At 34.7% G+C, this 24058-nt stretch carries 26 protein-coding genes; all 26 read right to left on the bottom strand.

Annotated elements, in window-relative coordinates:
* Positions 1 to 21 precede the first annotated feature (21 nt).
* Positions 22 to 1209, bottom strand: coding sequence for a glycosyltransferase (locus ACRX5O_RS09620; RefSeq protein ID WP_433905731.1), 1188 nt, complete (start codon positions 1207 to 1209; stop codon positions 22 to 24).
* Between the two features lie 62 nt (positions 1210 to 1271).
* The gene (locus ACRX5O_RS09615) at positions 1272 to 1703 is read right to left on the bottom strand and encodes an FAD synthase family protein (protein WP_433905730.1); all 432 of its coding nucleotides are present in this window, start codon (positions 1701 to 1703) and stop codon (positions 1272 to 1274) included.
* Positions 1663 to 2865, bottom strand: a complete 1203-nt coding sequence (locus ACRX5O_RS09610) for a CDP-glycerol glycerophosphotransferase family protein (protein ID WP_433905729.1) — start codon at positions 2863 to 2865, stop codon at positions 1663 to 1665. The genes ACRX5O_RS09615 and ACRX5O_RS09610 overlap by 41 nt, the downstream gene beginning before the upstream one ends.
* A gap of 1 nt (position 2866) precedes the next feature.
* Positions 2867 to 3922 (bottom strand): glycosyltransferase family 2 protein, encoded by a 1056-nt coding sequence (locus tag ACRX5O_RS09605; RefSeq protein ID WP_433905728.1) that lies wholly within the window; start codon positions 3920 to 3922, stop codon positions 2867 to 2869.
* 25 nt (positions 3923 to 3947) lie between these two features.
* On the bottom strand, positions 3948 to 4295 hold the full coding sequence (locus ACRX5O_RS09600) for a helix-turn-helix domain-containing protein (RefSeq protein ID WP_433905727.1): 348 nt from the start codon (positions 4293 to 4295) through the stop codon (positions 3948 to 3950).
* Between the two features lie 14 nt (positions 4296 to 4309).
* Positions 4310 to 5491 carry a DegT/DnrJ/EryC1/StrS family aminotransferase gene (locus ACRX5O_RS09595; RefSeq protein ID WP_433905726.1) on the bottom strand — a complete coding sequence of 394 codons (1182 nt, stop codon included), beginning with the start codon at positions 5489 to 5491 and terminating at the stop codon, positions 4310 to 4312.
* A complete protein-coding gene (locus ACRX5O_RS09590; protein ID WP_433905725.1) occupies positions 5492 to 6136 on the bottom strand; it encodes an acetyltransferase in 645 nt (214 codons plus the stop codon). It lies immediately after the preceding gene.
* Positions 6133 to 6744 carry a sugar transferase gene (locus tag ACRX5O_RS09585; RefSeq protein WP_433905724.1) on the bottom strand — a complete coding sequence of 204 codons (612 nt, stop codon included), beginning with the start codon at positions 6742 to 6744 and terminating at the stop codon, positions 6133 to 6135. Before ACRX5O_RS09585 ends, ACRX5O_RS09590 begins: the two co-directional genes overlap by 4 nt.
* A 12-nt stretch (positions 6745 to 6756) precedes the next feature.
* Positions 6757 to 6906 (bottom strand): YwzD family small protein, encoded by a 150-nt coding sequence (locus tag ACRX5O_RS09580; RefSeq protein ID WP_433905723.1) that lies wholly within the window; start codon positions 6904 to 6906, stop codon positions 6757 to 6759.
* Positions 6907 to 6916: 10 nt separating this feature from the next.
* Positions 6917 to 7996, bottom strand: coding sequence for a UDP-glucose 4-epimerase GalE (gene galE / locus ACRX5O_RS09575; protein WP_433905722.1), 1080 nt, complete (start codon positions 7994 to 7996; stop codon positions 6917 to 6919).
* Positions 7997 to 8020: 24 nt separating this feature from the next.
* Positions 8021 to 9223, bottom strand: a complete 1203-nt coding sequence (locus tag ACRX5O_RS09570; RefSeq protein WP_433905870.1) for a glycosyltransferase — start codon at positions 9221 to 9223, stop codon at positions 8021 to 8023.
* A 20-nt stretch (positions 9224 to 9243) separates the two neighbouring features.
* On the bottom strand, positions 9244 to 10368 hold the full coding sequence (locus tag ACRX5O_RS09565; RefSeq protein ID WP_433905721.1) for a glycosyltransferase family 1 protein: 1125 nt from the start codon (positions 10366 to 10368) through the stop codon (positions 9244 to 9246).
* Positions 10369 to 10380: 12 nt separating this feature from the next.
* On the bottom strand, positions 10381 to 11460 hold the full coding sequence (locus ACRX5O_RS09560) for an EpsG family protein (protein WP_433905720.1): 1080 nt from the start codon (positions 11458 to 11460) through the stop codon (positions 10381 to 10383).
* A 35-nt stretch (positions 11461 to 11495) separates the two neighbouring features.
* The gene (locus tag ACRX5O_RS09555) at positions 11496 to 12383 is read right to left on the bottom strand and encodes a glycosyltransferase family 2 protein (protein WP_433905719.1); all 888 of its coding nucleotides are present in this window, start codon (positions 12381 to 12383) and stop codon (positions 11496 to 11498) included.
* A 4-nt stretch (positions 12384 to 12387) separates the two neighbouring features.
* Positions 12388 to 13482 carry a glycosyltransferase family 1 protein gene (locus ACRX5O_RS09550; protein WP_433905718.1) on the bottom strand — a complete coding sequence of 365 codons (1095 nt, stop codon included), beginning with the start codon at positions 13480 to 13482 and terminating at the stop codon, positions 12388 to 12390.
* Positions 13467 to 14618 carry a glycosyltransferase family 4 protein gene (locus tag ACRX5O_RS09545; protein WP_433905717.1) on the bottom strand — a complete coding sequence of 384 codons (1152 nt, stop codon included), beginning with the start codon at positions 14616 to 14618 and terminating at the stop codon, positions 13467 to 13469. The genes ACRX5O_RS09550 and ACRX5O_RS09545 overlap by 16 nt, the downstream gene beginning before the upstream one ends.
* A gap of 7 nt (positions 14619 to 14625) precedes the next feature.
* Positions 14626 to 15507, bottom strand: a complete 882-nt coding sequence (gene galU / locus ACRX5O_RS09540; protein WP_433905716.1) for a UTP--glucose-1-phosphate uridylyltransferase GalU — start codon at positions 15505 to 15507, stop codon at positions 14626 to 14628.
* A 14-nt stretch (positions 15508 to 15521) separates the two neighbouring features.
* Entirely contained in the window at positions 15522 to 17354 is a 1833-nt protein-coding gene (locus ACRX5O_RS09535; RefSeq protein ID WP_433905715.1) for a polysaccharide biosynthesis protein, read from the bottom strand.
* Between the two features lie 29 nt (positions 17355 to 17383).
* Complete coding sequence (locus ACRX5O_RS09530) at positions 17384 to 17527, bottom strand: hypothetical protein (RefSeq protein WP_162927664.1); 144 nt, start codon at positions 17525 to 17527, stop codon at positions 17384 to 17386.
* Between the two features lie 261 nt (positions 17528 to 17788).
* On the bottom strand, positions 17789 to 18451 hold the full coding sequence (locus ACRX5O_RS09525) for a CpsD/CapB family tyrosine-protein kinase (RefSeq protein ID WP_433905714.1): 663 nt from the start codon (positions 18449 to 18451) through the stop codon (positions 17789 to 17791).
* Complete coding sequence (locus tag ACRX5O_RS09520) at positions 18441 to 19160, bottom strand: YveK family protein (protein ID WP_433905713.1); 720 nt, start codon at positions 19158 to 19160, stop codon at positions 18441 to 18443. Before ACRX5O_RS09520 ends, ACRX5O_RS09525 begins: the two co-directional genes overlap by 11 nt.
* Before the next feature lie 178 nt (positions 19161 to 19338).
* Positions 19339 to 21132, bottom strand: coding sequence for an ABC transporter ATP-binding protein (locus ACRX5O_RS09515; protein WP_433905712.1), 1794 nt, complete (start codon positions 21130 to 21132; stop codon positions 19339 to 19341).
* Positions 21133 to 21143: 11 nt separating this feature from the next.
* Positions 21144 to 22322: a nucleotidyltransferase domain-containing protein gene (locus tag ACRX5O_RS09510; RefSeq protein WP_433905711.1), complete on the bottom strand. Its 1179-nt coding sequence runs from the start codon at positions 22320 to 22322 to the stop codon at positions 21144 to 21146.
* A complete protein-coding gene (locus tag ACRX5O_RS09505) occupies positions 22300 to 22791 on the bottom strand; it encodes a lasso peptide biosynthesis B2 protein (RefSeq protein WP_433905710.1) in 492 nt (163 codons plus the stop codon). The genes ACRX5O_RS09510 and ACRX5O_RS09505 overlap by 23 nt, the downstream gene beginning before the upstream one ends.
* A 28-nt stretch (positions 22792 to 22819) precedes the next feature.
* A complete protein-coding gene (locus ACRX5O_RS09500) occupies positions 22820 to 23110 on the bottom strand; it encodes a lasso peptide biosynthesis PqqD family chaperone (RefSeq protein WP_433905709.1) in 291 nt (96 codons plus the stop codon).
* A 4-nt stretch (positions 23111 to 23114) separates the two neighbouring features.
* Positions 23115 to 24032 carry an aldolase gene (locus ACRX5O_RS09495; RefSeq protein WP_433905708.1) on the bottom strand — a complete coding sequence of 306 codons (918 nt, stop codon included), beginning with the start codon at positions 24030 to 24032 and terminating at the stop codon, positions 23115 to 23117.
* Positions 24033 to 24058 lie beyond the last annotated feature (26 nt).

Genomic DNA, 24058 nt, shown 5'->3' with positions numbered 1-24058 from the left:
CAAATCCTATCACTTTCTTTCTTATCCTATTAGATTATAAAACTTTTCAATTTCTTCTACATTACCTTTTTTCTCTCTTTGAAGGTACTTAGTTATACTGTTTCTTAGTTCCTCTTCTTCAACTAAACGGATTATCCCATCAGTTACAGCACTACTGTTCATTTCTACTACTAAACCGTTTTTTTCGTGCACCATCTGATTAAAAACTGCATCAAACTTTGTCGTAACCACTGGTACATTTAACATACGTGCTTCGGCAATTGCTAAACCAAATCCTTCGTATCTAGAGGTTTGGACATAGATATTAGCCCCTTTGATATATGGGTAAGGATTTGGTTTAACCCCTAATAAAATAAAATGTTCAGAAATTCCATATTCCTTTATTTTCTGCTCTATTTCCCCTTGTAGGGGTCCTTTACCTAGTACATACCATCTAAAATTGATCCCTTTTTCTTTAAGCCTTCTACACGCGTCTAGCGCAATATCATACCCTTTTTGCTTTGCCAGCCTACCGATGGTGAGAATCTTTATTCCTTCAAAATTATCATTAAAACCTTCCTGGATATTGGCCATGTTTTGTATAAATTCTGGATTATTAATATCATAAATTACTTCTACTTTATTTGCTATCTCAGGGAATGTCTCTAATAAAATATCCTTGGTAGAATCCGAAACGGAAACAACTTTATCAAAATGCTCGTAGTATTTTTTTTGATATAACTTATCTACTCCATAAAGCCTGTAGCTTACATTTACCCAGGCAAACTTTTTCTTAGCCTTTACCTTATCAATAACAAAAAAAGTCGGAATTCCTTGGGCGTAACTTATCGCTATATCATATTCTACAGGATTTTCTTCAATTACACTCGCAACGCTTTGCCAAAAAACTCTGGCTTTTTGTGGATTTGAGTACTTCTTTATTCTTATAGTAGCCGAGTATCTCAGCCTAGCAGCTAAGCATCTAAATTCTAATTTCTTGAACGTATGTTTTACTGCATCATTAAGATTTAAATTTGTGTACTTAGAGTATTTAAATTGTGGTAGTATATTAACTTCCTTAGGAACTAGTTGTTCTAAAGTTCCCCCATGACCAAATAGTATAAGATCTACTCTGTACTTTGAATAATCCAATAGGGATAATAATGTCACTAGGCTTTTTTCGGCCCCTGCACAATCTAACGAGTCAATAACAAATAAAATTTTTTTCATTTTTTTCACTTCACTTATAATTTTTTTATCCCGTTATATTGTTACCTTGCTAATTATTTAGCTCATATAACCTTTTCTTTTGGTTTAATTTTTTCTTTTAAGCTTGTAGACGATACCCCTAACGTATACGGAAAGTATACAATTTCTACTCCTACTTGCTTAAACTTCTTTTCCATATCATTAAAAAGAGGATCACCTTTCCAGTCATCCCCAACAAACATTGCATTAAATTTTAATTTCTCCCATGTCTCAAACTTATTCCTATGTGTTTGTGGGACTACTAAATCTACATATTTTATTCCCTCTACAATTTGCATTCTCTCACAATGTGGAATGACCGGTAGTTTGTTTTTGTACATTTGAACCAATTCATCTGTACTTACTCCAACAATTAAAAACTCACATTGTTCCTTTGCTCTTTTTAATATATTTAAGTGTCCAACATGAAATAAATCAAACACTCCGGTTGTATATCCTACTTTGAATTGTTTCATCAGCTTTCCTCCATTCTTTCTCAAAACAAACTTGATATATTCTTTCCCATAACAGTGCATTAGCTTTCCCTGTTTCAAAAGAACCAACACTTTGAAGGAAATTATTAACCGACTCCGTATAATTTTCATTATTAAATTCTTGAATAATAACACTAAGTTCAAAATTAGTAGTAGCTGCTTTAAATGGCAGTTCCAAAATGTCAAAATATAATTTTCTGTCCTGTTGGGTGTAGTCAATAATATCAGGTACATATAAGAAACAAGGTCTATTTGTAACAGCAAAGTCAAACATTAATGAAGAGTAATCAGTTATTAGTAGATCAGAAATACTTAACAACTCTTGAATATCGTCATAACTTGTTACATCCAGTACTTTATCTTCGAGAAGCAATTGACTGGATTTTGCTATTAAATGTGGGTGTAGTTTTACTAAACATATCCACGCTGATCCAAACTTTTCTTCCAATGATTTTATTAATTGCTTGTAATCAATGTCGTATACTGATAAATCATTTTGCTTTCTAAAGGTTGGAGCATACAAGACTACTTGAATATCGTCGGATATATTTAAACTTTCTCTAATCTTTTTGCTTCGCTCTGAATCGTGATGAAAAAGAATATCATTTCTAGGTGTACCAATCTCAAATATCTCTCCACCATACCAAAAGGCTTTTTTAAAAATTTCGGTACTTGAATCACAACCAGATAAAAGTAGGTCACATTTCAATGAATCTATTTTTGCCATTTTTACGTAGTTTTTGGGTAAGGACTCTTCTGCATCCTTTTCAATTTGCTTTAATCTAAGGGAACTGTGCCAGGTTTGTATATAATATTGATTCTTCCTTTTTACAAAGTGTTCGGTTGTGCGAAAATTAGTAATAATTATTTTTGAAGTGCACAATTCGTAAAAATATCGCAAACTCATAGTCTTTACTTTTCTAACACCTGTAATATTGACACTACTTGGATTATTAAAAGCCCAAACTATATCAAATTCCCTCTTGAAGTCACTCTTCGTGGCGTACTCAGTTATGTATTTTGGATTACAACCATACTGGCTTCCATAATAACTAAATAGGAATATCTTATTTTTTTTTATAGGGAATAAATTAAATAAATTGATAAGTACCAAGGTAATATATTTTTTAAAATTTTCAGTCATGCTAACCACCCTTTATTATCTCCCTCGGCTTTATAATCATTTTCACTAACTCTTTAGACTTAGGAACAAACTTTAACATCCTTAATGCTTTCATTACTGCCAATGGGATTAGAGTTAAATAAGGTTTAATTAAGAATAACCTTAGCTGAAGATTTAGCATTTTATCCCCTTTTAGAGCTTTTAATAAAAACGGATGCTTATTCCTTATATACGTCTCTATTTGTTTTTTATGTTTACCATCTCTATCTAACTCTCTGTTCACTAATATAAGATGGTAATGAGTTAAGCTTGCTTTAAAAATTGTTACGAGAGATTCATGAAGTAAATAGGGATAATGTTTTTCAATAAATTCATGTCTTTCTTTTAGTCCCTCAAGAATATCTAAATTCCTAATCGTATACTTTGCAACAATACTATCGTTTCTCTGAAAGTAATAATACATTGGTTCATGTAAAATCACATATCTCTCTACTCGTTGCATTACCTTATGTGCCCAAAAGACATCTTCAAAGAGAACGCCTTTTTTAAACGGAAGATCTCGGACTAGTTTAGTTTTATAAAGTTTTCCCCAAGCAAAATTCTTCACAATATCATTTTTAACTAACTCTCTCATTAACTCACTATTGGAAAAGGAAATAATCTCACTATCACTATTATAGAATCGATTGTCATAAAGCAAATAGTCATCATAAGCGTAGTAAAATGATGTCTGTACTATATCTGACTGTTTTGATTTACTTGTAGTAACTAACCTTTGAATAAAATCTTTTTCTATCCAGTCATCGCTGTCTACAAAAATGACATACTCACCACTAACAATCTCCATTCCTGCGTTTCTTGCATCAGACAAACCACCATTTTCTTTATGAATAGTAATAACTCTACTATCTTTCTTTTCATACTCATTAATAATCTCGCCACAATTGTCAGGGGAACCATCATTAACAAGAATGACCTCTAAGTCTTCATAAGATTGTTTTAAAATGCTATTTATACATCTATGAATATATTTCTCGACCTTATATATTGGAACAATTACACTTACTTTCTCCTTCATCCTACCGCCTACTTTATTTCATTTACTATTTATTTTTTGATTCCTGTAAGTTTTGCCACTTAATAAAATCAAGTAACATTTTATATTCTTGTATTTGGTCCTTTTCCACACCTGAGTCTCTTAATTCTCTAACGAAGTCGACCCATTCCCTGTCTAATTGGGGTTCCTTTACATCATTACCTGATCCCAGCAATTCCTTTAAATCTACTTCTAACACAGAAGCAATTTTTTCAATGACATTTATTGAGGGATTTTGGTTTAGATTTCTTTCAATATTGCTAAGGTATGATTTGGCTATTCCAGCTCGATCTGCAAGTTCTGTTAAGGTAAGGCCTCTTCTTTTACGTATTTCGTATATATTTTTTCCAATCATTAGTTATACCCCGTTTATCCGTATTGTTGAACTTTATCACATCCAAGGTTAACGGATTTGATACATTCAACTACTCTTTCAAGTTCATCACTTGTCATACTTGATCCAGAAGGAAGACAGATTCCTGTCTCGAACAATTTTTCTGAAACACTATATGTTTCAAAATGAGAATAATATTTTACCCCTTTAAATAAAGGCTGCATATGAAGCGGTTTCCAGACAGGCCTTGCTTCAATATTCTCCATTGTCATTATTTCTAAGATTTCTTTTACAGAAACTCCTGCTTCTCTTTCGTCTATTGTTATTGCTGTCAACCAACGATTGGACATGGTATCCATTAATTCAGGCATAAAGTAAATACCTGGTAGTTGCCCTAGCTCTTGTTGGTAGTTAGAAAATACTCTTCTTCTAGCCTGTACTCTTTCCTCCAAGACCTCTAATTGACCTCTACCAATACCTGCCAAAACATTGCTCATCCGATAGTTAAACCCCATAGTACTATGCTGGTAATGTGGCGCTAAATCACGAGCTTGCGTTGCTAAAAATCGAGCTCGTTGCAAGGCTTCTAGATCGTCCGAAACCAACATTCCCCCGCCCGAAGTGGTGATGATTTTATTGCCATTAAAAGAATAAATCCCGAAATCTCCAAACGTACCACTAGGTTTTCCTCTGTAAGTGGCTCCTAATGATTCTGCTGCATCCTCAATAATAGGTACATCATGTTGATTACAAATAGCTACTAGTTCATCCATCTTGGCACTTTGACCATAAAGATTTACAACAATAACTGCCTTAGGTAGCCTTCCCTCGAGTTTCGCATCCCTAAATGCCCTCTCAAGTGCCTTTGGTGACATATTCCAAGTATCCGGCTCTGAATCAATGAAAACTGGCTCAGCGCCTTGGTAAAGAATAGGATTTGCACTTGCCACGAAGGTTAGGGAAGAGCAAAATACTGTATCCCCTTTACCTACTTCTAATAAAGAAAGAGCCAAGTGTATCGCAGCTGTTCCCGAACTTACAGCTACTGCTCCATTGGCCCCGACGTATTCGGCTAATTCTTTTTCAAATGCATCCACATTTGGTCCTAAAGGGGCAATCCAGTTCGTATCTATTGCCTCCTGAATATACTTCGCTTCATTTCCTGAGAGATGAGGAGGTGATAGGAAAACTCGACTTTTCTTTACTGTAGGAATCATTTATACACCCTCTATCAGTTGTAGTTTTATTACTTTTGCAGGGACACCAACAGCTGTACTAGATGGAGGTATTGATTTAATCACTGTTGCACCAGCACCGATGGTGGACCACTCCCCAATTTCTATGTTGGGGATTACTGAAGCTCCAGCACCAATATGGACGCCCTCTTCAACTTTTACTGCACCAGTTAAGGTAGCATGTGGAGATATATGAACATAATTTGAAATATAGTTATCGTGCTCAATGATTGCAGCTGTATTTATAATTGTATGTTTACCTATATACGAATCAGCATTTATCACTGCTTGAGGCATAACGACTGTCCCCACACCAATAGTTACACTAGGACTAATCCATGCTGTCGGATGAATGAGTGTTGCATAACATTCATCTTGGATACTTAATCTATTAACAATATCCTTTCGAATCATGTTACTCCCAATGGCGATAATAAACTTTATATCTGGATGAATTCGTAGAAGCTGGTTTGCCGAATCGATTGGACCCCTATAAATAGCCTCTTTAAAAGTTAGACTTGTGTATCTATCATCTAAAAAGGCTATAATTTGATTGTTTTCATTTAACCGAATCAAATCCAGAATGACTTTACTATGTCCTCCCGCTCCAACAACTGCTAGTTTCATCCATGTCCTCCTTCAACTGATTTTGTTCCCTTAAAGGGTTCTACCGTTGCAACTCCTCTTTGGGTAATCCCCTCGGTTTTAATTACCTTTTTAATGGTAATCAATAATATTTTTAGGTCCAGCCACAACGACCGGTTGTTTACGTACCAAACATCAAGCTTAAACTTATCTTCCCAACTAATTGCATTCCTCCCATTTACTTGGGCCCAACCTGTTATACCTGGACGAACTAAATGGCGTTTTACCTGTTCTTCTGTGTATAACGGTAAATATTCCATTAATAAGGGCCTTGGACCTACCAGGCTTATGTCTCCTTTAATTACATTAAGTAACTGCGGTAATTCATCCAGGCTATACCTTCTCAATGTCGCTCCAAAAGGAGTTAGGCGCATGCGGTCAGAAAACAAATTTCCCATGCTGTCTTTTGCATCAGTCATTGTTCGAAACTTATAGAGATAAAATGGTTTACCCTGTAATCCAGGGCGTTGTTGCTTAAAAAGAATAGGTGACCCCAGCTTTATTCTTACTAAGAGGGCAACAACCAGCATGAATGGTAAAAGTAAAATAAATAACATTACTCCACAAATGAGATCAAGACATCTTTTCACGTTTCCTACTCCCTAGGAAAGAATCTGCTTTTTAGATTCTAAAAGTTCATTCAGTCTTTGTTGAATCTCCATCATCATGTCACTAACTTGAATATCTGATTCCTGTCCTTTTGAATAAACTTCCACTAACAATTCCTTAAACTTTTGTTGCTGCATTCCCATTGTTTTTTCCTCACTTTATAGATTCTTCAATTTTTTCTCGAATTAATAAATCCTCACTTTTCTCTGTAGAGTGAGGATTTCCTTCATACCCATTTGGATGATTTTGTTGCCATCTCCAGGCGTCTATACACATGTCTTCTATTCCTTTTTCCGCTACCCAGTTAAGTTCACTTTTTGCTTTGGTCGGGTCCGCAAAGCATGTTGACACATCACCTGGTCTTGATTCCGTAATTCTATAAGGGACGTTAACTTTAGAAGCATTTTCAAATGCATAAATCACTTCAAGAACACTGTAACCTTTCCCTGTTCCAAGATTGTATGCATCGATCCCTTTTGTTTTCTTCACTTTATCCACTGCTTTTAAATGGCCTTTCGCCAGGTCAACAACATGGATATAATCTCTTACCCCAGTTCCATCTTTTGTTGGATAACTGTTTCCAAAGACTTTCAACTCACTTAATTTACCAACTGCCACTTGAGTTATAAAAGGCATTAAGTTATTCGGAATCCCATTAGGATCCTCTCCAATTAACCCACTTTCGTGTGATCCAATTGGATTAAAGTATCTTAATAAAGCGATACTCCAGCTTTTATCAGATTCATATAAGTCTCTTAGAATCTCTTCGATCATAAGCTTGGTTCGACCATAAGGATTCATTGCCCACAAACTAGCATCTTCCTTGATTGGTACGCTTTCAGGAATACCATAAACAGTAGCAGATGAGCTAAAAACGAGTTTCTTAACACCGTATTTCTCCATCACTTTACACAGAATCACTGTGCTCGTGATATTGTTGTGATAGTACGAGAGTGGAACATTTACTGATTCTCCAACTGCTTTTAGACCCGCGAAGTGGATAACTGCCTCAATTTCGTTTTCAACAAATACTTTTTCGACCGCTTTCTCGTCTAGTAGGTCAATATAATAAACTTTGAAGTCTTTCCCTGTAATTCTCTTTATTCTCTTCAAAGATTCTGGCTTGCTATTAATAAAATTATCTACAATTACGATTTCATTTCCTTCATTTAATAGTTCCACGCAGGTATGACTTCCGATGTAGCCCGCTCCACCAGTAACAAGTATAGCCAAATTTCTTCCCTCCCTTTTGTACCATTATGAATCGATTAATTGATATAGCTTTTCTATTTCATTCTCATTTCCGTAGCTAGTATTTTTTATATTATTGATAATGTTATTTTTATACTGTTCATCATCAATAAACCTTTTAATTCCCTTTACAATTCCTTCGACATTTGAATCCACAATCATTGCGTCATAGCCATCTTTTGCCTGGCTTTTTGCAGTAGGGAAGTTGGTTATTAGTACAGGCTTTTCTAAAATTTGAGCTTCTCTTATCGTTACGGCTTTCCCCTCATATCTCGAAGGTTGAACATATATATCTGCCGTTTTAATGTATGGGTAAGGATTAACTTTCTTTCCAAGTAAAAAGAAGTGTTTTTGTAATTCTAAATCATAAATAAGCCTAGTTAGCTCTTCTTCTAAGGCGCCATAACCAATTACATACCACTTAATTGAATACCCTAGATTTACTAGCTTTTTACACGCTCTGATTGCCCGGTCGATCCCTTTAGCATGGGAGAGTCGACCCACAGTAACAAGAATAGTATGGTCTGAATTACTTACTATTTCTTTTGGCATCTCAAAATTTGCTTGTTCTCTTACCATTTGTACCGAGAGTATATTTTCAATTACTGTTGTTCTCTCCTTTAGGCTTGGAAAGACCTTTAGAAAGGTTGAGGAACATTCTTCAGATACTGCTACCACTTTATCTAATTTATTCCACATCCGGCTTTCTACTTTTTTATTCAGGTATATATTCGAATAATCCGTATGTACCCAGCCGATTTTTTTTCGAGCATTTACCTTCTCTCCAATAAAATGATGTGGCCATAGGAAACCTATGGCCACATCATATTCTTTATGTAATTTTGGTAAGAAGGGGGTAACCAGTTCCCACCCATATTGGATGTTTAAGTAACCTGGTTCATCAATACCTTTTAACTTCCCTTGCAGTACACTTAAAGTTTTCCCCATTAGCCTTGTAATACCTATTTGATAGTACCCTTCCTTGATAATTTCCTTAATTGACTTTCTAAAAATAGTATACTGAGGAATCTCATTTAGTAAATTGGGTCCTTCTGGAAGAAACGAAAAGAATTCTCCCTCATGCTTGAATAACAACAGGTCAATCTCATACTTTGAATAATCGAGGTGTTGCAGTAAGCCTATTAAACTTCTTTCAACACCCCCGATTGCTAAGTCAAAAGAAGAAATTAATATTTTTTTCTTCATTATTTCTACCTCATCATTTGACATCAAGTTTGTAAACCATATAAGTTCATCCATTCAGAAACATTATCATCAATATGGAATCCCTTATAACGGATTTGTTTTTCTACTTCTTTTGGATTAATTGCCTTTGAAAAGGATTGACTCAAGATGGCTTCTTTCCATTGTTCCTCTGTATTATCAATTGATATAAATGTTACTAAACCTAATCCTAAATCTACTGTTTTGGGAACAGCTGTTGATGCCAAACATGGAGTTCCAGCACTTTGGGCCTCTAACATTACGATCCCAAAACCCTCAAATATAGAAGGAAATAAAAAGATATCAAAGGATTTCATTAACCTCGAAATATCCTCCCGTACACCTATGAACTTCACATGATCCATTAAATCCATTGTTCTAGCTTCTAGCTCAATAGTTTCTCTTAAAGGACCATCTCCCACAAATATGGCTACATAATTTGGATCTTCTTCTACAACCTTTTTTAATACTTTTAATATAAATTTTTGATTCTTAGACTCGGAAAATTTCCCTACATGACCTAATAGTTTAACTTTAGATGATAAGTCAAACTCTTCTATCACACTTGATCTAATTTCATTGCCCATATTCATATAACCAGATATATCAATACTATTTTTTAATATCTTTACTTTATTATATTCAATGGACTTTTTTCCAAATAAAAAAGCAGCCGCTTCTTCACTGCAGCTGCATAATTTTGTGGCATTCCACTTAATTAATCCCTGTAAAGCCTTAAAGATTAGCCCATTTATTGCCCCATTATTTTTCAACCAGTTCGTACTATGAGAGTGACAAATTCGATTTTGCACTCCGGACAGCCTAGCAGCAAGGGCAGGAAAACCACATTGGAAATCTGTATGAACATGAACCACTTCATATGCCGCTGCAGAGATAATCCTAACTAAGTTAAAAATATACTTGAAAGGTCCAACTGAACCTAGACTTTCAGTTTTATATATACGTCCTCCAAGCAATTCTATCTCTTCGTCATAGTCGCCGACAGCTTCGCTATGAGTAACAAAATCAAACTGAACTTTTGACCGGTCAATATTTCTATATATGTTCATAATTAAGGTTTCTGCTCCACCTCTGTCCATCGCACTTACTATGTGTAAAATCCTTTTCATTCTTTCATCCCTTTATAGAAAAATATCTAGATAGCCACTTTTATAGATTATATTTAGACTCACTACATTTTCATAATAGTAATATAAGATGTAACAATTGACCAAGGCGAAGTATACAAATCTTTGTGATCTATCTTTAAAGAGCTTCACAATCCAAGATATAAGTATTAGCTGATATAGACTAAAATAGATTGAGAATCTAGCAAATATCCAATTTTGAGTAGAGATAAGCATAAATACAAAACCTAATAGAGCCATATTAACAATGAAGTCACTACTAGGATTAATTTCCCTTAGACGATCTTTTCCTAAAAAAGCAATTACTAATGGTACGGCATCAACTGCAACCCTAATAATGTTTGCTCCTCCTTCATTAAAATTAGAGTAATGACCATACTGTGTGTCTTCAATTGCAGAAAATAAAATTGAAGAGAAAAGATCAAATCCTATAACAATAATGACAGAGGAAAAGAGTAAAATTATTGTGGCTTTAGACCACGCCTTGTATCTCACAATAAAATAAATCGGAATTAATACTAAAGCACTTTGGTGAAAGGTCGATGCGAATATTACAATTAATATATAAGCAATCCAGTTTCCATTAATTAAAAACCTTGTTGCCCCAAACACTATCGCAGCAGCCAGGACTTGCCTTATGCCATTCATAGACACTAAAAACAATCCACCCGTAATATAAACAAACAAACTTAACTCAAACAATCTTGAATACTTATACAGAACAGAAACAATTAATATGTTGGTAATAAGTGCACTCGTTAAAATCATTGCTTGTGAGTCACTAAAGTATATCTTTAGAAACATCTGGAGAATGCCAAAACCAATATCTTTTTGAGAAGTAATATACTCCCAAGAAAATTCGTTAGTATCATATATGTGTTTATAGAAGTACGTATCTCCTATGTTTGATCTAAGTCCTGAAATTAAAACTAAGGATACTAATGCACCCAATACTAGTAATTTGTTTGGACGCATATGAGAAGAATATTCTGTGTCTAGAACTGGTCTTGCAAAATATCTTGCACCTAGGGCAAATACAAACACTATAAAAAGATTAATCCATAGTAATGTCATAAAGTTTTCCTTTTATATAAATTGTATTAATACGTTTATCCTGCTCTTGTTTTAGATGTAATATAAATAAATAGAAAAAAGCCAAATGGAATTGCTAAAACTGTTAAGAACTTTTCAGGACTCTCCTTTATAAAAAAAACATTTTTAGTTAGAAGACTGCTAGAAACATAATGTATGGCTTGCCTAAACTTAAATGAAACCCCTGCAAAAGGGAGTTTCATTAATTCTTTTCTATAGAAGGCAAATCCTCTAGGATTTTTCCGATACTGTCTTAACATATTTAAAGAGGAACCATCTGGTAAATATTCTACACAACAAATCGTTTCATTCATTAATAACATTTCATACTGTTTATCTAGCATATAGTATTTGTAAGCTAATCCTACATATCTTTCATTCTGATACACAGGGTATGGATATTTTTTGGTTAAAACTGTACGATATACCAGTTTCTTATCTCCGCTAACTCCATGTTTATAATACAAATCAAATAGGGTCGAGTGTCCTATGTGTTCTGGAAGCTTTGTTCCAATAACTTTATTTTGGGTATCCGTGTCAAGCCCGATTAGTCCACTTACCTGGTCATTACCATGCTCTCTCCAAAATCTAGTGATTTTTTCAACAGCATCATCTGGCATATAATCATCGGAATCAATACAAACATTTAGTTCCGTGTTTATTAATTCGTAGGCCTTATTATGTGCACCATGCATCCCTTGATTCTCTTGCCATACGTATTGTATTTCAACTAGATTTTCTTTTAACCATTTTTCCACTAGTTCTTTTGTGTGATCTGTTGATCCATCATCGATGATTAACCAGATAAAGTCCTTACATGTTTGTCTAACTAAACTTCGATAGCAATTTTCTAGGCAATAAGCTCGGTTATAAGTAGGTGTGAATACCGTTAACATTTTCTCCATATTCTCACCCCGTTTGATTTAAATATATACTTTGTATCTTTTTTGCCGTTGAGGAAATATCGTATCCTTGTTCTAGAAGTTGTTTCCTTACATCCAACCGTGTATTTTTTGAAACACTTTTTAGTTGATCAACCCAAGCTTTGGTAGAGGTTAAAGGAAGAAAATTTACTAATTCCATGCCTAAATCAACCTCTGTTGATACCCCCTCTGAAATTAGACAAGTTAACCCCGATCCTTGAGCTTCAATAAGTGAAACCGGCAGTCCCTCATGTAATGAAGGGAAAATAAAAACATCCATTGCTTGCAGTAAATTATCAATATCATTACGAATACCCAAAAATTTAACATTATTTTTTAGATTTAGTCTATGTACCTTATTTTCTATATCTTTACGCAAAGGTCCATCTCCAACTAAGATTAATGTACTATTTGGATTGACTTTTAGGTAATTAGCAAAAACATTAATTAAGAAAGAATGATTTTTTTGTTTAGCAAATCTCCCTACATGTCCTAATACCATTGTGCTTTCATCTAGATTTAGCTCATTTCTTATTTTATTTCTTTTATCTATTGAAAACTCGAACCTTTCACTTTCAATTCCATTTTTAATAATTGTAGCTTTTTTCTCAAAAAGCCACTTGGCAGCAAGATTTGAACAAGCTAGTCTTAGTGTTGAATTTGACTCTATTAGCTTTCCAGAAAACCACTTATACGTTCTTGTAACAATATTTCCTTCACTTCTTGTATTATGACTATGGGCAATTCTAACAGGTACCCCAGCTTTTTTAGCCGCTCTTAGAACGAACCCACTCATTTTATCTAAATGGGAATGCACGATATCGTATTCCTGATGCTCTAAGAAAAATTCATCTAACCCTTTTACATATTGAAAATGACCTACATCAGTAATATAAGGAATACGATAAATCCTGCCCCCCATTTTTTTAATTTCCATATCAAAAACACCCGGCTTGCATGTAAGAAAGTCAAATTGCACTTTTTCCCGGTCAATATTACGGTATAGGTTCATAATAAGTGTCTCCGCCCCTCCACGGTTCATATTGACCACTACATGCAACACTCTTAATGGACTGCCCACTTTACTTCCTCCATATCGTTTATTACTTTTACATAAAGTACTCTCTTTTCTTCTAACACACGATTTAAACTGAATGTATCTAATATGATTTTCCTACTTTGTTCGCCCATTTCCTTTTGTAATTCCTGACTTTTTGCTAGCTGAATCATTCTCTCAGCCATTTTTACTGGTTCATCAGATACAATCCATCCATTACGATTTTGTTTAATTAACTCGCAATGTCCCCTGTTTTGAACAGCAATAATTGGTAGGCCACATGCCATTGCTTCCATAATATTTACTGGGAGTCCTTCTCTTTTACTTGAAGCTACAACGATGTCACTTATTTTTAACAATGATTCAATATCCTTTCGAAAACCTAGGAATTCAACCATGTGTTCAACCCCTAGCAACTTGGCAAACTTTTTGCATTCCTTGAGTAATACACCCTCACCAGCTAAAAGTAGCTTTGTCTTAGGAATACTTTCTTTAGCAATTGAAAGTGCCTCAATTAATAACTGTTGATTCTTATTCACATTAAACTCGGCTGCATAAAACATTAAAAAAGCATCGTTGTCAAAACGATACTCTGCTCTTAATACTTCTTTATGAAATTCTAATACGGGTGAGTATCGTTCAGTATCAACACCTACTCCGTGAATATGTTCAATTTGCTTAGCTCTAAACTGGTGAGTTTTAGCCAGGTTGTAGTCCTCTTCATTAATTGTAATTAAACAGTCTGTAAAATATGAGAGTATTCTTTCAAAAGGATAATACACTATCCAGTTTGGTAGGGGAGCCCCTTTACAAAAGTGGAAGCCGTGTGCTGTGTAGATCACTTTCGTACCTTTCTTTCTTGCAAATCTTGCAGCTAATCTAGCAATCACTCCACCCATTGGTGTGTGACAGTGTATTAGTTGATAGTCATTTTGATTAATAATATCTTTTAGCTGTTTGTATGCTTCAATGTTTTTTCTATGAAAAGGTGACCGCTGTATAGGCAAATTGAACTTTTTATCAACATATGGAAGTTCCATGTTTCCAGATGCAGCTACGTGAACATCCCATCCCTGTTCCTTAAACCACTTTAAATAAGGTAGGTGAAAGGCACTAAAATGATAATCGACGGTCGCACAGAACAACACTTTTCTTTTCATAGCGCACCTACTTTATAAATTGTCTATCCAGCACCGCTGATAGATAGTTTAATAGATCCGTTCGTAACTCCTCTTTTTGAAGAGCAAATTCAATTGTAGTTTGAATAAAGCCCAACTTTTCCCCCACATCATGTCGAGTTCCTTCAAAATCATACGCATATACTGCTTCATACTTATTTAACCCAGCGATAGCATCAGTTAACTGAATTTCTCCACCAGCTCCAGGTCCTTGCTCTCCTAAAATATCAAAAATTCTTGGATTCAAGATGTATCGCCCCATAATAGCTAGATTTGAAGGAGCCTCTTCCATTTTAGGCTTCTCTACTAGGCTATTCACACTAAAGAATCTTTCACCAATTTCATTGCCGTTAACAATACCGTAACGTGAAACCTCTTCCATCGGGACCTTTTGTACACCTAGAACGGAAGCTTGATATCTTTCATATTGATCAATTAACTGCTTTAAACATGGTTTTTCTGCTTGAACAATATCATCCCCCAGGAGGACAGCAAAAGGCTCATTCCCAATAAATTTCCTTGCACACCAGATGGCATGACCTAAACCCTTCGGTTCCTTTTGACGGATATAATGAATATCTGCCATTTGGGACGACTTTTGTACTTCACTTAGCAGTTCAAACTTTCCCTTTTCAATCAGGTTTTGTTCTAATTCAAACGAATTATCAAAGTGATCCTCAATCGCACGTTTTCCTTTTCCCGTTACGATGATGATATCCTCAATTCCTGAAGCGACTGCTTCTTCAATAATATATTGAATCGTTGGTTTATCTACAATCGGTAGCATTTCTTTTGGCATAGCCTTCGTTGCTGGAAGGAATCTCGTTCCTAATCCTGCTGCTGGAATAATTGCCTTTTTTACTTTCTTCATTTGTTTCCCCTTTCTTATCCTGAAATGGATACAACTGTTGCTTTCTTTCTTTTCACTTTGTTATTAGCAAGATCCACCAATAATTCTCTTAATGTTTCCTTTTCCATCGTATGGAAGGTCTGAACAATTTTATCAATGTCTTCGAGATAGAGCTTTGCCGGTTTTCCTATATATATATTCGGAAACACTTGTTTTTCCTGTACTTCATCGTCCTTAAGTAACTCCTCAAAAAGCTTCTCACCCGGACGAATTCCCGTAAACTCAATTCCTATTTCTTCTATTGTATATCCCGATAGCTTGATTAAATTCTTTGCCAAGTCCACTATTTTTACCGGTTCACCCATATCCAATACGAAGATCTCTCCTCCACGTGCTAGTGCACCTGCTTGAATGACTAGTCGAGAAGCTTCCGGAATAGTCATGAAATAACGAATCATATCTGGATGAGTAACCGTAACCGGTCCACCTTTGGCAATTTGTTTTTTGAATAACGGAATCACACTACCACGACTTCCGAGTACATTCCCAAAGCGAACCGCAACAAATTTCGTCTTACTTTTTTGATCCATGTTTTGAACGATCATTTCAGCAAGTCTCTTCGTTGCTCCCATGACACTTGTTGGATTTACAGCTTTATCAGTAGAAACCATAACAAATGTTTCGACACCATGCCAACTGGCTGCTTCTGCAACATTCCTAGTTCCAATAATATTATTTTTGACTGCCTCTTCTGGGTTTCTTTCCATTAAAGGTACATGCTTATGGGCTGCTGCATGGTATACCACAGCTGGATGGTGAGTTCCCATGACATCCATCATTTTTTTAGCATCCTGCAAATCAGCAATTTCTGTTACAATCTCAATTGGTAAATGTCCAAACTTCTCTTTTAGCTCTTGTTCAATGGAATAGATACTATTTTCACCATGTCCGAGTAAAACAAGTTTTTTAGGTGAAAACAAAGAGATCTGTCTACATAGCTCTGATCCTATAGAACCGCCTGCCCCAGTTACTAACACGACTCGGTTAGTTACATATTCCGAGATACGATCCATATCAAGAACGACTGGACTTCGACCAAGTAAGTCCTCTACCTCAACATCTCTTATTCCGCTAACAGCCACTCTTCCAGTAACAATGTCCTCTAACATCGGAAGGATTTGAGTTTTCGCTTTCGTTTTAGCACATTCTTGAAAAATAATGTTCAGTTCTTTTCTTCCTAAAGAAGGAATGGCAATTATAATGTTATCAATACTTAATGAGTCTACTGTTTTAGTAATTTGATTGATACTACCCAATACTGGTATACCAAGAATGTCTAGTTGATGTTTATTGTGATCATCATCAATAAATGCAACTGGTATTAAAACTGAATCACTACTTCTTAATAACTGTCTTGCAACCATCATTCCAGCAGAACCAGCACCAATAATTAATGTTCTCTTTTTTTTCTCATTAGACTTTAAATAGTTATCACGATAAATTCTCCAACAGAATCTTGAGCCACCAATCATCGACATGTGAAGAAGCCATGTAACCGCTAATAATCGAAAGTAAATTTCTCCAAGCATAATCTGTTGAGTTAGTGCAGCTGTTACAATTGATAATGTTACCACTTTACAAATAATAATCATTTCTCCTACACTTGCATATTCCCATGCTTTCTTATACACATGTAAAAGCAAGGAATAGATATGATGGCTAAATACGATAGTTAATGAACTTAATATAATTGGAGATGTAATAACACCAGTACTTGCATTTGTAAGAAAAAAGCCAAAGAAAATAGCCGTTAACACAATGAAAGAATCAATTAATATAAATAATGACAATCGTTTCTTATAAGACAATTTTCATCCCCCCAATTCGTATTTATTGCTTAATCTAAAGTCACATTTCTGCGTTGAATAGCATAATCAATGATTTTTTTAATCTCTTCTAACTGTTCACGTGTTGCTTCTTGTTTTATGTACCTTACCGTCTTTTTAATTGTCTTCGGAAACTTATCAATATTCCCCATCACTGATCGAACTCCTTAGGAATAAAATAAAAAACTTAACTATACGTTTTTCTGTGTAAAAAGCGTATAGTTAAGTTTTTTATTAATAAAACAGGGCATCTAACCCTACCTCACATCACACTATCGACGACTCGCGTCTAAGGTTTTTCACCCACAGCATAACCGAGTGCCTCCATTGATATAGGTAAGGAGACATCACCTTTTAAATCTTTCTATTGTGAACACGAACCTTCTTAATTAAGAACGAACGGATTAAAAAAAAGACTAGCCTACTTGGTTTACAATCACACCTACTAAAGGAGCTTTCGCAAATTCTAAGACCTTCTTAGATTCTTGAGCTGCCTCCAGTTTGGTTGTTGCTTTTTGTACAACTAGAATGACTCCATCACACAAGTTTGCTAGAACTTTGGTGTCTGTTACCTCAAGTACTGATGGTGAATCAACCAGAATAAGGTCATAGAGTGGTTTTATATGTGATAACAATTCTTTCATTTTCTCTGATTCAAGTAGCTCTGCGGGATCGAGAGGAATCGGTCCACTTGTTAATAAATCAAGATTATCGATATTACATTTTGTAATAGCTTCACAAAAAGGTGTTTTCTCACTTAGAATATCTGTCAATCCAACCTCATTAGTCACTTTAAATAGTTGGTGAATACTTGGATTTCTAAGGTTTCCATCAATAAGAAGAACCTTTTCTTTTTGTTGTGCAACGGAAATAGCTATATTAGAAATAATAGTTGATTTTCCTTCAGATTGCCCTGGTGAGCTAACAACAAGCAAATTGTTTTTCTTAGCTTCATTTAGGAAGTGAATATTCGTTCTTATAGTTCTAAACTGTTCAGAAATGATTGATTCAGGATTTGAGTAGGTAATTAAGTTCCTTTTCTTAATCTTAGTTAATTGTTTACGTCTACTAAATACCAATAGAATCACCTCGATTATTCACATTAACCTTTTTGGTTTTGTTAATATTCTTTTTGGACATTATGGACACAATTCCCAAAATAGGGACTTCTAGAAGTTCCTCGACTTCCTGCTCTGAGCGAATGGATTCATCAAGCGAGTCAACTAAAAATATTAAGCCTATCCCTATGACGATGCCTCCGATAATGGCTGCCCCCAATATCTTATTTTCATTACTCTCATTAATAGGAATTGGATTTACCTGTGCATCCGAGAGTACTCTAACATCATCAAAATCCATAATATTAGGAATCTCTTGAATAAAGACACTAGCAGTTGTATTGGCAATTTCTGCTGCTAGTACAGGGTTTACATCAATGACACTGATTTTTACCACTTGAGTCTCATCAATACTTCCAACTTGTATACTTTGAGCTAAAGATTCTGGTGTTCTTTCAATACCTAGTTGAGTTATTACCTTCTCTAATACTGTTTTGTCCTTAATGATCACTTCAAGTGTCTTTCGTTGTCCCCCCTCAGCATTAATGATAATATTAGTAGATGAACTATATAACAGCGTTGTTTGGTTTATAGAACTGTAAAAATAGCCAAATAGTGCTGCCAGTATAGTGATGGTTATTCCAATCCAAGCACGTTTCTTTAAAACTCCAATTATCTCTTTTAAATTTATTTCCTTTGCCATGCGTCGATCATTTTGAAAACGCCCCATACATATCACCTTGTTCTCTTTGTATTGTATAGTTCTAAATAAAGAACAACTACTACAAAAAAATAGATTTCCTGTGAGGAATCTTCTTTTTTGAACTAATATTCTTTATAATAAATATATTAGTTCTTTAAAGAGAACAAGTCAACATAATTTTAATTTCTTTAAGAAAGTGTAAATATTAAAGGGTTGCTTCAAGTTGTTTTCCAAGTAAATGACTAAACAAACCTCTTCTATCTTTAGCCAGCTGATTAAACTTTCCTGATTGAATAATTTGCCCTTGGTCTAGCACAATAACCTGGTCAGCATTCTGGATCGTTGATAACCGATGTGCAATAACAATGATCATCATTTTACCTTTTAACCTCTCTAGGGACTCTTGAATTTTCCTTTCATTTTCCGTATCTAATGCACTAGTAGCCTCATCAAGTACCAGTATTTCTGGGTTACGCAAAATGGCACGAGCTAAGACAACACGCTGTCTTTCCCCGCCTGAAAGTCGAATTCCTCGGTCTCCTATTAGTGTGTCTAAACCATTTGGGAGTTGTTTCACAAAGTCAGCTGATGCAAATTCTAGTGCTTCCCACAATTCCTGCTCAGTTGCTGAAGCCCTTGTAAGTAATAGATTCTCTCTAATCGTTGTATTAAATAAGAAAGGGTCTTGTGGAACATAACTCACTGATTGCCTCAATCCTAACAAGTTTTGTTGGGTAAGTTTTACACCGTCAATAAGTATTTCTCCCTTTTCAGGCTGATTTAGTCCCATAACTAAATCCACAAGAGTACTTTTACCTGCACCTGAAGGACCTACAATAGCTGTCATCTGATTTGCTGGAAAAGATATATTAATGTTTTTCAAGGAATATTTATTGTCTCCTTGAATATAACGAAAATACACATTCTTACACAAAATACCTCTGTGAATCTCGAGTCTTTGTTTATGCCTTTCATCAAGCCCTTTAAATTCTTTCGCATTTCTTGACTCACTACTTAACTTAATAACTGCTTTTAATGCAGGAACAATCGTAGCTATTTGTTCAAGACTCGATTGAATTCCCGTTACTCGAGGCCATAATCTAGAAAAAATTACTAGGATTAGCATGAGCTGTGCTGCCTGAGCTTGAAATAAATTAACAGAAAAGAAAATAAAAAGTGCAATTAATCCTACAGACGAAATTTTATAATAAAATTGGGAAGTCGTTTTTAATTGAATATACTCCATCTGTTCTACGTACATTTTTTGTGTAATTGAATGAAACCAATCCATTCTTGACTTTTCTAGGTTATTACTTTTTATCTCTTTCATTCCATTAAAATTATCTGTAATGCCCGCTAAGAAATTCTTTCCGTTTTCAGATGTCTTATTTCCTAGTGCACTAGACCTTTTAATAAACCCTCTTGAAAAAATCGCTAGAAATAATCCACTAATTAATACAAATGCTGTTATTTTAGGTGCCAAGAAGAAAGCAATCCCAATCTGTATAAATGTAAAAATAATTGAAGTAATAAACTGTAAAAAGATATTTGTACCTGCACTTACCCTTGCTAACTCTGATGTTATCGTGTTGATAATATCTGTCTTTCTTCTCTTAATGTAAAAATCCCAATTTGCCAGCAACAAATCTCTATATATTTCAAGACGTAAATGCTTGGCAAAACCATGTTGAATTTTGACATTTTTTACAGTCACATACCGCTGAATAATATTTAGGATCACGTTAATAAGGACAAATAGTCCAAGTATAAGGATAAGTCTTTGTTCTTTTGGTACTTGATTCAAACCTTGAAATAACATTTCTAGTGGCATCGTTTGTTCATTTACATTCACTATTCCACTGTAGGTTACTAGAGGTAACAGTAATAACAACCCCACCCCATCCAATAAGCTGATAAATACCATACCTAGAAGATTAAAATATAGCTTTTTTCCGACAAAAGAGTATAACTGCCTATAAAAATATAAGACCTGTTTCATTAAATATCCTCCTACGACAATACATGTCTATTCTTCCTTTTCCATAACAATAAAAATGGACGAAGTGGAAAATATAGAAAATGTAACTTTCTTGGTAATGGTAGTATTTCAGCGTCAGTATAAAATGGGTGTAGAATACTTAGTAGATGTACTATTTTTTGCTGTAGTGACATTAGTGAAAACAAGTGTCTCGCATGGTATTTAGAAATTTCTATCGGAACTGGTTCACTGTGTAAATTAACCATATTTTCAAAGTAAAACACAGCATTTTGAGCTAGCTTCATCGACTCTTTCTTAGTTGTTAAGCCTCTCACATCACTCGTAATTGTTGTCTGAAACAGCGAATGGGATAATATCAATGATTGGCCAGCTACTTTTTCTGATTGGCATTCTTGTAATAGCTGTTTGATTGCCATCCAATCTAAGTCCTTTTTAAGAATTTGATGAATATCCATAAGCCAACGAAGACGTGACCATCCATGACGAGCACCGTGGGTTACTAGAAAGTAGAACAGATCCTCTTCTCCCAAATAATAAATGGGCTTCTCTTTTAATACATACTCTCTTTTTCGACTCCATAATTGTGAAAAAGACGGTTCGTTACTTGGTGCGGGATTTAATCTCCAATGTATTTCTACCTTTGTTCCATGGGTGTTATGAAAATATGTGAAATGATGGTGTCTCCATTTCCAATCGCCTAATAAAGTTTTAATATATTCATCCTTTTGATATCCTAGCTCAACTAGAATCTCTTCAACCGCTTGGAGATCATGTATGGATGTTAAAATATCCAAATCGCCACACGTTCTGCTCGATAAATCACCATAAAGATCTTTTGCTAAAATAGGTCCTTTTAAAAATAAAGTTTGTATTTTGTTAGCTTGTAAAGCATGATTAATAGTTTCCATTTCTCGAGAGAGAAAAAGCATGTGAAAAGTATTTTTTTCATAGGAAGTTTTTAATTTTTGAAGTACATTTTTGGGAATCCACGGAATGTTTGTTTGAGCCAATTTATTATATAAAGCGGGGTAAAGTCGATGGTGGTATGATAGCTTTATAAATATGTCCCAATTTATTTCTCTATCTGATATTCTTTCTTCGAATAATAGATAATTATCCTCAAGTAAATTTAATATTAATTGTAATTCAGCTGGGATTGTAGATAGGTTAACTTCGCATACGCTTTTCATGGCTTTCCCCTTTTTTACTACCTGTTCTTTTCGCAAACATACTCACAACTGTAAATCTTTTCATTTCCTCAGCACCTGATACGTAAAAGGGGCCACTGCGCAGCCATGCATGAGCAACCAACTTGCCATCTATTTCTCTAGTCGTCCCAAGATATAAGGTACTATCAATCTCTCTTCTCTCCAACATTTTTAGTCCAGCAATTCCTTTAACAAGGCATTGACTCTCCCAAAATGTATATCTACTCATTAGGTGAATAGCAGAGGAAATATCCTTTATTATTTGTCTTTCACTCTCAATGACATCATGATGAGTCTCCCCCATGTATTCACCCAACTTAGGTGCAATACGTGAGAATTTTTTCATTTTAAGTACTCTTGCCCATCCTAAAAAAATAAATGCTTCGCAAAAAAGAAGCTTTGTTTTTTTATCTAATAATAAAAAGGATTTACACTTTGAGAAAAAATTCATAATAAAGACCTCTTACAAATATACTTTCTTACACTATCTTTACTAATCCTTCATTTAGTAAGTGATTAAGAAAAGCTACGACTTGTTCCTCACATTCTTTCTGTTCAACTTCGTACAATTCGGTTAATCTTGTAATAACCTCTTTCACCTTAACATCGCTTTCTATTAATCCCCAGATTGCACCGCCACTTTCACCCAAGTTATAGTACTTTCCATTCTCAATACTTAACATTACCTTTTCTCCACCCATATCACTAACAATATTTCCTTCTACTTGTTTAACATAATCAGTTAACATAATCTCCTTTTGCTTTAACATTTTTTCACTCCTTATCAATTGTATTTAAAATTAACTCGGTTAAATCATTTATTGTAAGACGGTTAGTTGGTCGTTGTAACTGGTACATAGAAGTTACACTCGCCACAGAAGCAGTTAGACGAAAGTGCCATTCCTGTATATTTAGCCGTTCAACTAAAAACTGTCGAAATGTGTGATCGTATAACTTTTTAATTTGTTCTAGTTTATGAATCTGTCGAAGAGCTACACTATCTTCCTTGCCTTTTACAAGTTCAAAAATTCCGCCTAATTCCAATGGTTCCGAATGAAAATGTGAGGATACTGGAACTATAAACTTAGTTTCCCGATCAAATATAGAAGAAAACTGATTTGTATCAACACTAAAAACATCAAGGCTTTCTTTCCAGAGCTTTTGTTGGGGGTATGCTGGAGTTACCATAGGTTTGTTATCTAGTAATGAAATAGGAATAATATCATCGCTCAATAGGCTATATCCTTTTGAGAGCAGGGCAGCTGCCAGAGTAGATTTTCCCGCTCCAGAATCTCCGACTATCCCATATGCTTTATTATTAATAGATATGGCACTTCCATGAAGTGGTAGGATTCCTCTTTGCAAAAGAAGCGCTCCCATACAAGACCCAAGTATATATAAACGTAGTCGATCCTCCTCACCTAACTTCAAGGGAGAAACTACTATATTATTTCCGTTTTTTATACAGAAGATCGCTGTATCTGGTATATATATCCAGACTACTTGATCTTCCACTAGACAAAACCTATTAGATACTTTAAAATTGTTCCACGAATCTTTTAAATCCATTATTTCAATTTTAATATCAATCGATGTTTGGTCTACATCAATTTTCATTAATTCTGGTAATTCAATTTCGCTACTAAATACTAAACCAAATCCTCCATATACAGTGCTTTGTATAGTTTTCATAAGTTATTCCTCCAACTAACTACCTT

The sequence above is a fragment of the Robertmurraya mesotrionivorans genome, assembly GCF_050971805.1.
GTDB lineage: Bacteria > Bacillota > Bacilli > Bacillales > Cytobacillaceae > Robertmurraya_A.
The sequence above is the reverse complement of the archived record's forward strand: the minus strand, read 5'-3'. Positions and strand labels throughout refer to the sequence as shown.

Excerpts from the sequence above, each read along its gene's own strand:
- ACRX5O_RS09595 (WP_433905726.1), bottom strand. The coding sequence starts at position 5,491 with ATGATTCCTACAGTAAAGAAAAGTCGAGTTTTCCTATCACCTCCTCAT.
- ACRX5O_RS09560 (WP_433905720.1), bottom strand. The coding sequence starts at position 11,460 with ATGACATTACTATGGATTAATCTTTTTATAGTGTTTGTATTTGCCCTA.
- ACRX5O_RS09565 (WP_433905721.1), bottom strand. The coding sequence starts at position 10,368 with ATGAAAAGGATTTTACACATAGTAAGTGCGATGGACAGAGGTGGAGCA.
- ACRX5O_RS09500 (WP_433905709.1), bottom strand. The coding sequence starts at position 23,110 with ATGTTAAAGCAAAAGGAGATTATGTTAACTGATTATGTTAAACAAGTA.
- ACRX5O_RS09510 (WP_433905711.1), bottom strand. The coding sequence starts at position 22,322 with ATGAAAAGCGTATGCGAAGTTAACCTATCTACAATCCCAGCTGAATTA.
- ACRX5O_RS09495 (WP_433905708.1), bottom strand. The coding sequence starts at position 24,032 with ATGAAAACTATACAAAGCACTGTATATGGAGGATTTGGTTTAGTATTT.
- ACRX5O_RS09620 (WP_433905731.1), bottom strand. The coding sequence starts at position 1,209 with ATGAAAAAAATTTTATTTGTTATTGACTCGTTAGATTGTGCAGGGGCC.
- ACRX5O_RS09600 (WP_433905727.1), bottom strand. The coding sequence starts at position 4,295 with ATGATTGGAAAAAATATATACGAAATACGTAAAAGAAGAGGCCTTACC.
- ACRX5O_RS09605 (WP_433905728.1), bottom strand. The coding sequence starts at position 3,922 with ATGAAGGAGAAAGTAAGTGTAATTGTTCCAATATATAAGGTCGAGAAA.
- ACRX5O_RS09555 (WP_433905719.1), bottom strand. The coding sequence starts at position 12,383 with ATGGAGAAAATGTTAACGGTATTCACACCTACTTATAACCGAGCTTAT.
- ACRX5O_RS09610 (WP_433905729.1), bottom strand. The coding sequence starts at position 2,865 with ATGACTGAAAATTTTAAAAAATATATTACCTTGGTACTTATCAATTTA.
- ACRX5O_RS09615 (WP_433905730.1), bottom strand. The coding sequence starts at position 1,703 with ATGAAACAATTCAAAGTAGGATATACAACCGGAGTGTTTGATTTATTT.
- ACRX5O_RS09580 (WP_433905723.1), bottom strand. The coding sequence starts at position 6,906 with ATGGGAATGCAGCAACAAAAGTTTAAGGAATTGTTAGTGGAAGTTTAT.
- ACRX5O_RS09590 (WP_433905725.1), bottom strand. The coding sequence starts at position 6,136 with ATGAAACTAGCAGTTGTTGGAGCGGGAGGACATAGTAAAGTCATTCTG.
- galU (WP_433905716.1), bottom strand. The coding sequence starts at position 15,507 with ATGAAGAAAGTAAAAAAGGCAATTATTCCAGCAGCAGGATTAGGAACG.
- ACRX5O_RS09505 (WP_433905710.1), bottom strand. The coding sequence starts at position 22,791 with ATGAATTTTTTCTCAAAGTGTAAATCCTTTTTATTATTAGATAAAAAA.
- ACRX5O_RS09515 (WP_433905712.1), bottom strand. The coding sequence starts at position 21,132 with ATGAAACAGGTCTTATATTTTTATAGGCAGTTATACTCTTTTGTCGGA.
- ACRX5O_RS09545 (WP_433905717.1), bottom strand. The coding sequence starts at position 14,618 with ATGAAAAGAAAAGTGTTGTTCTGTGCGACCGTCGATTATCATTTTAGT.
- ACRX5O_RS09520 (WP_433905713.1), bottom strand. The coding sequence starts at position 19,160 with ATGGGGCGTTTTCAAAATGATCGACGCATGGCAAAGGAAATAAATTTA.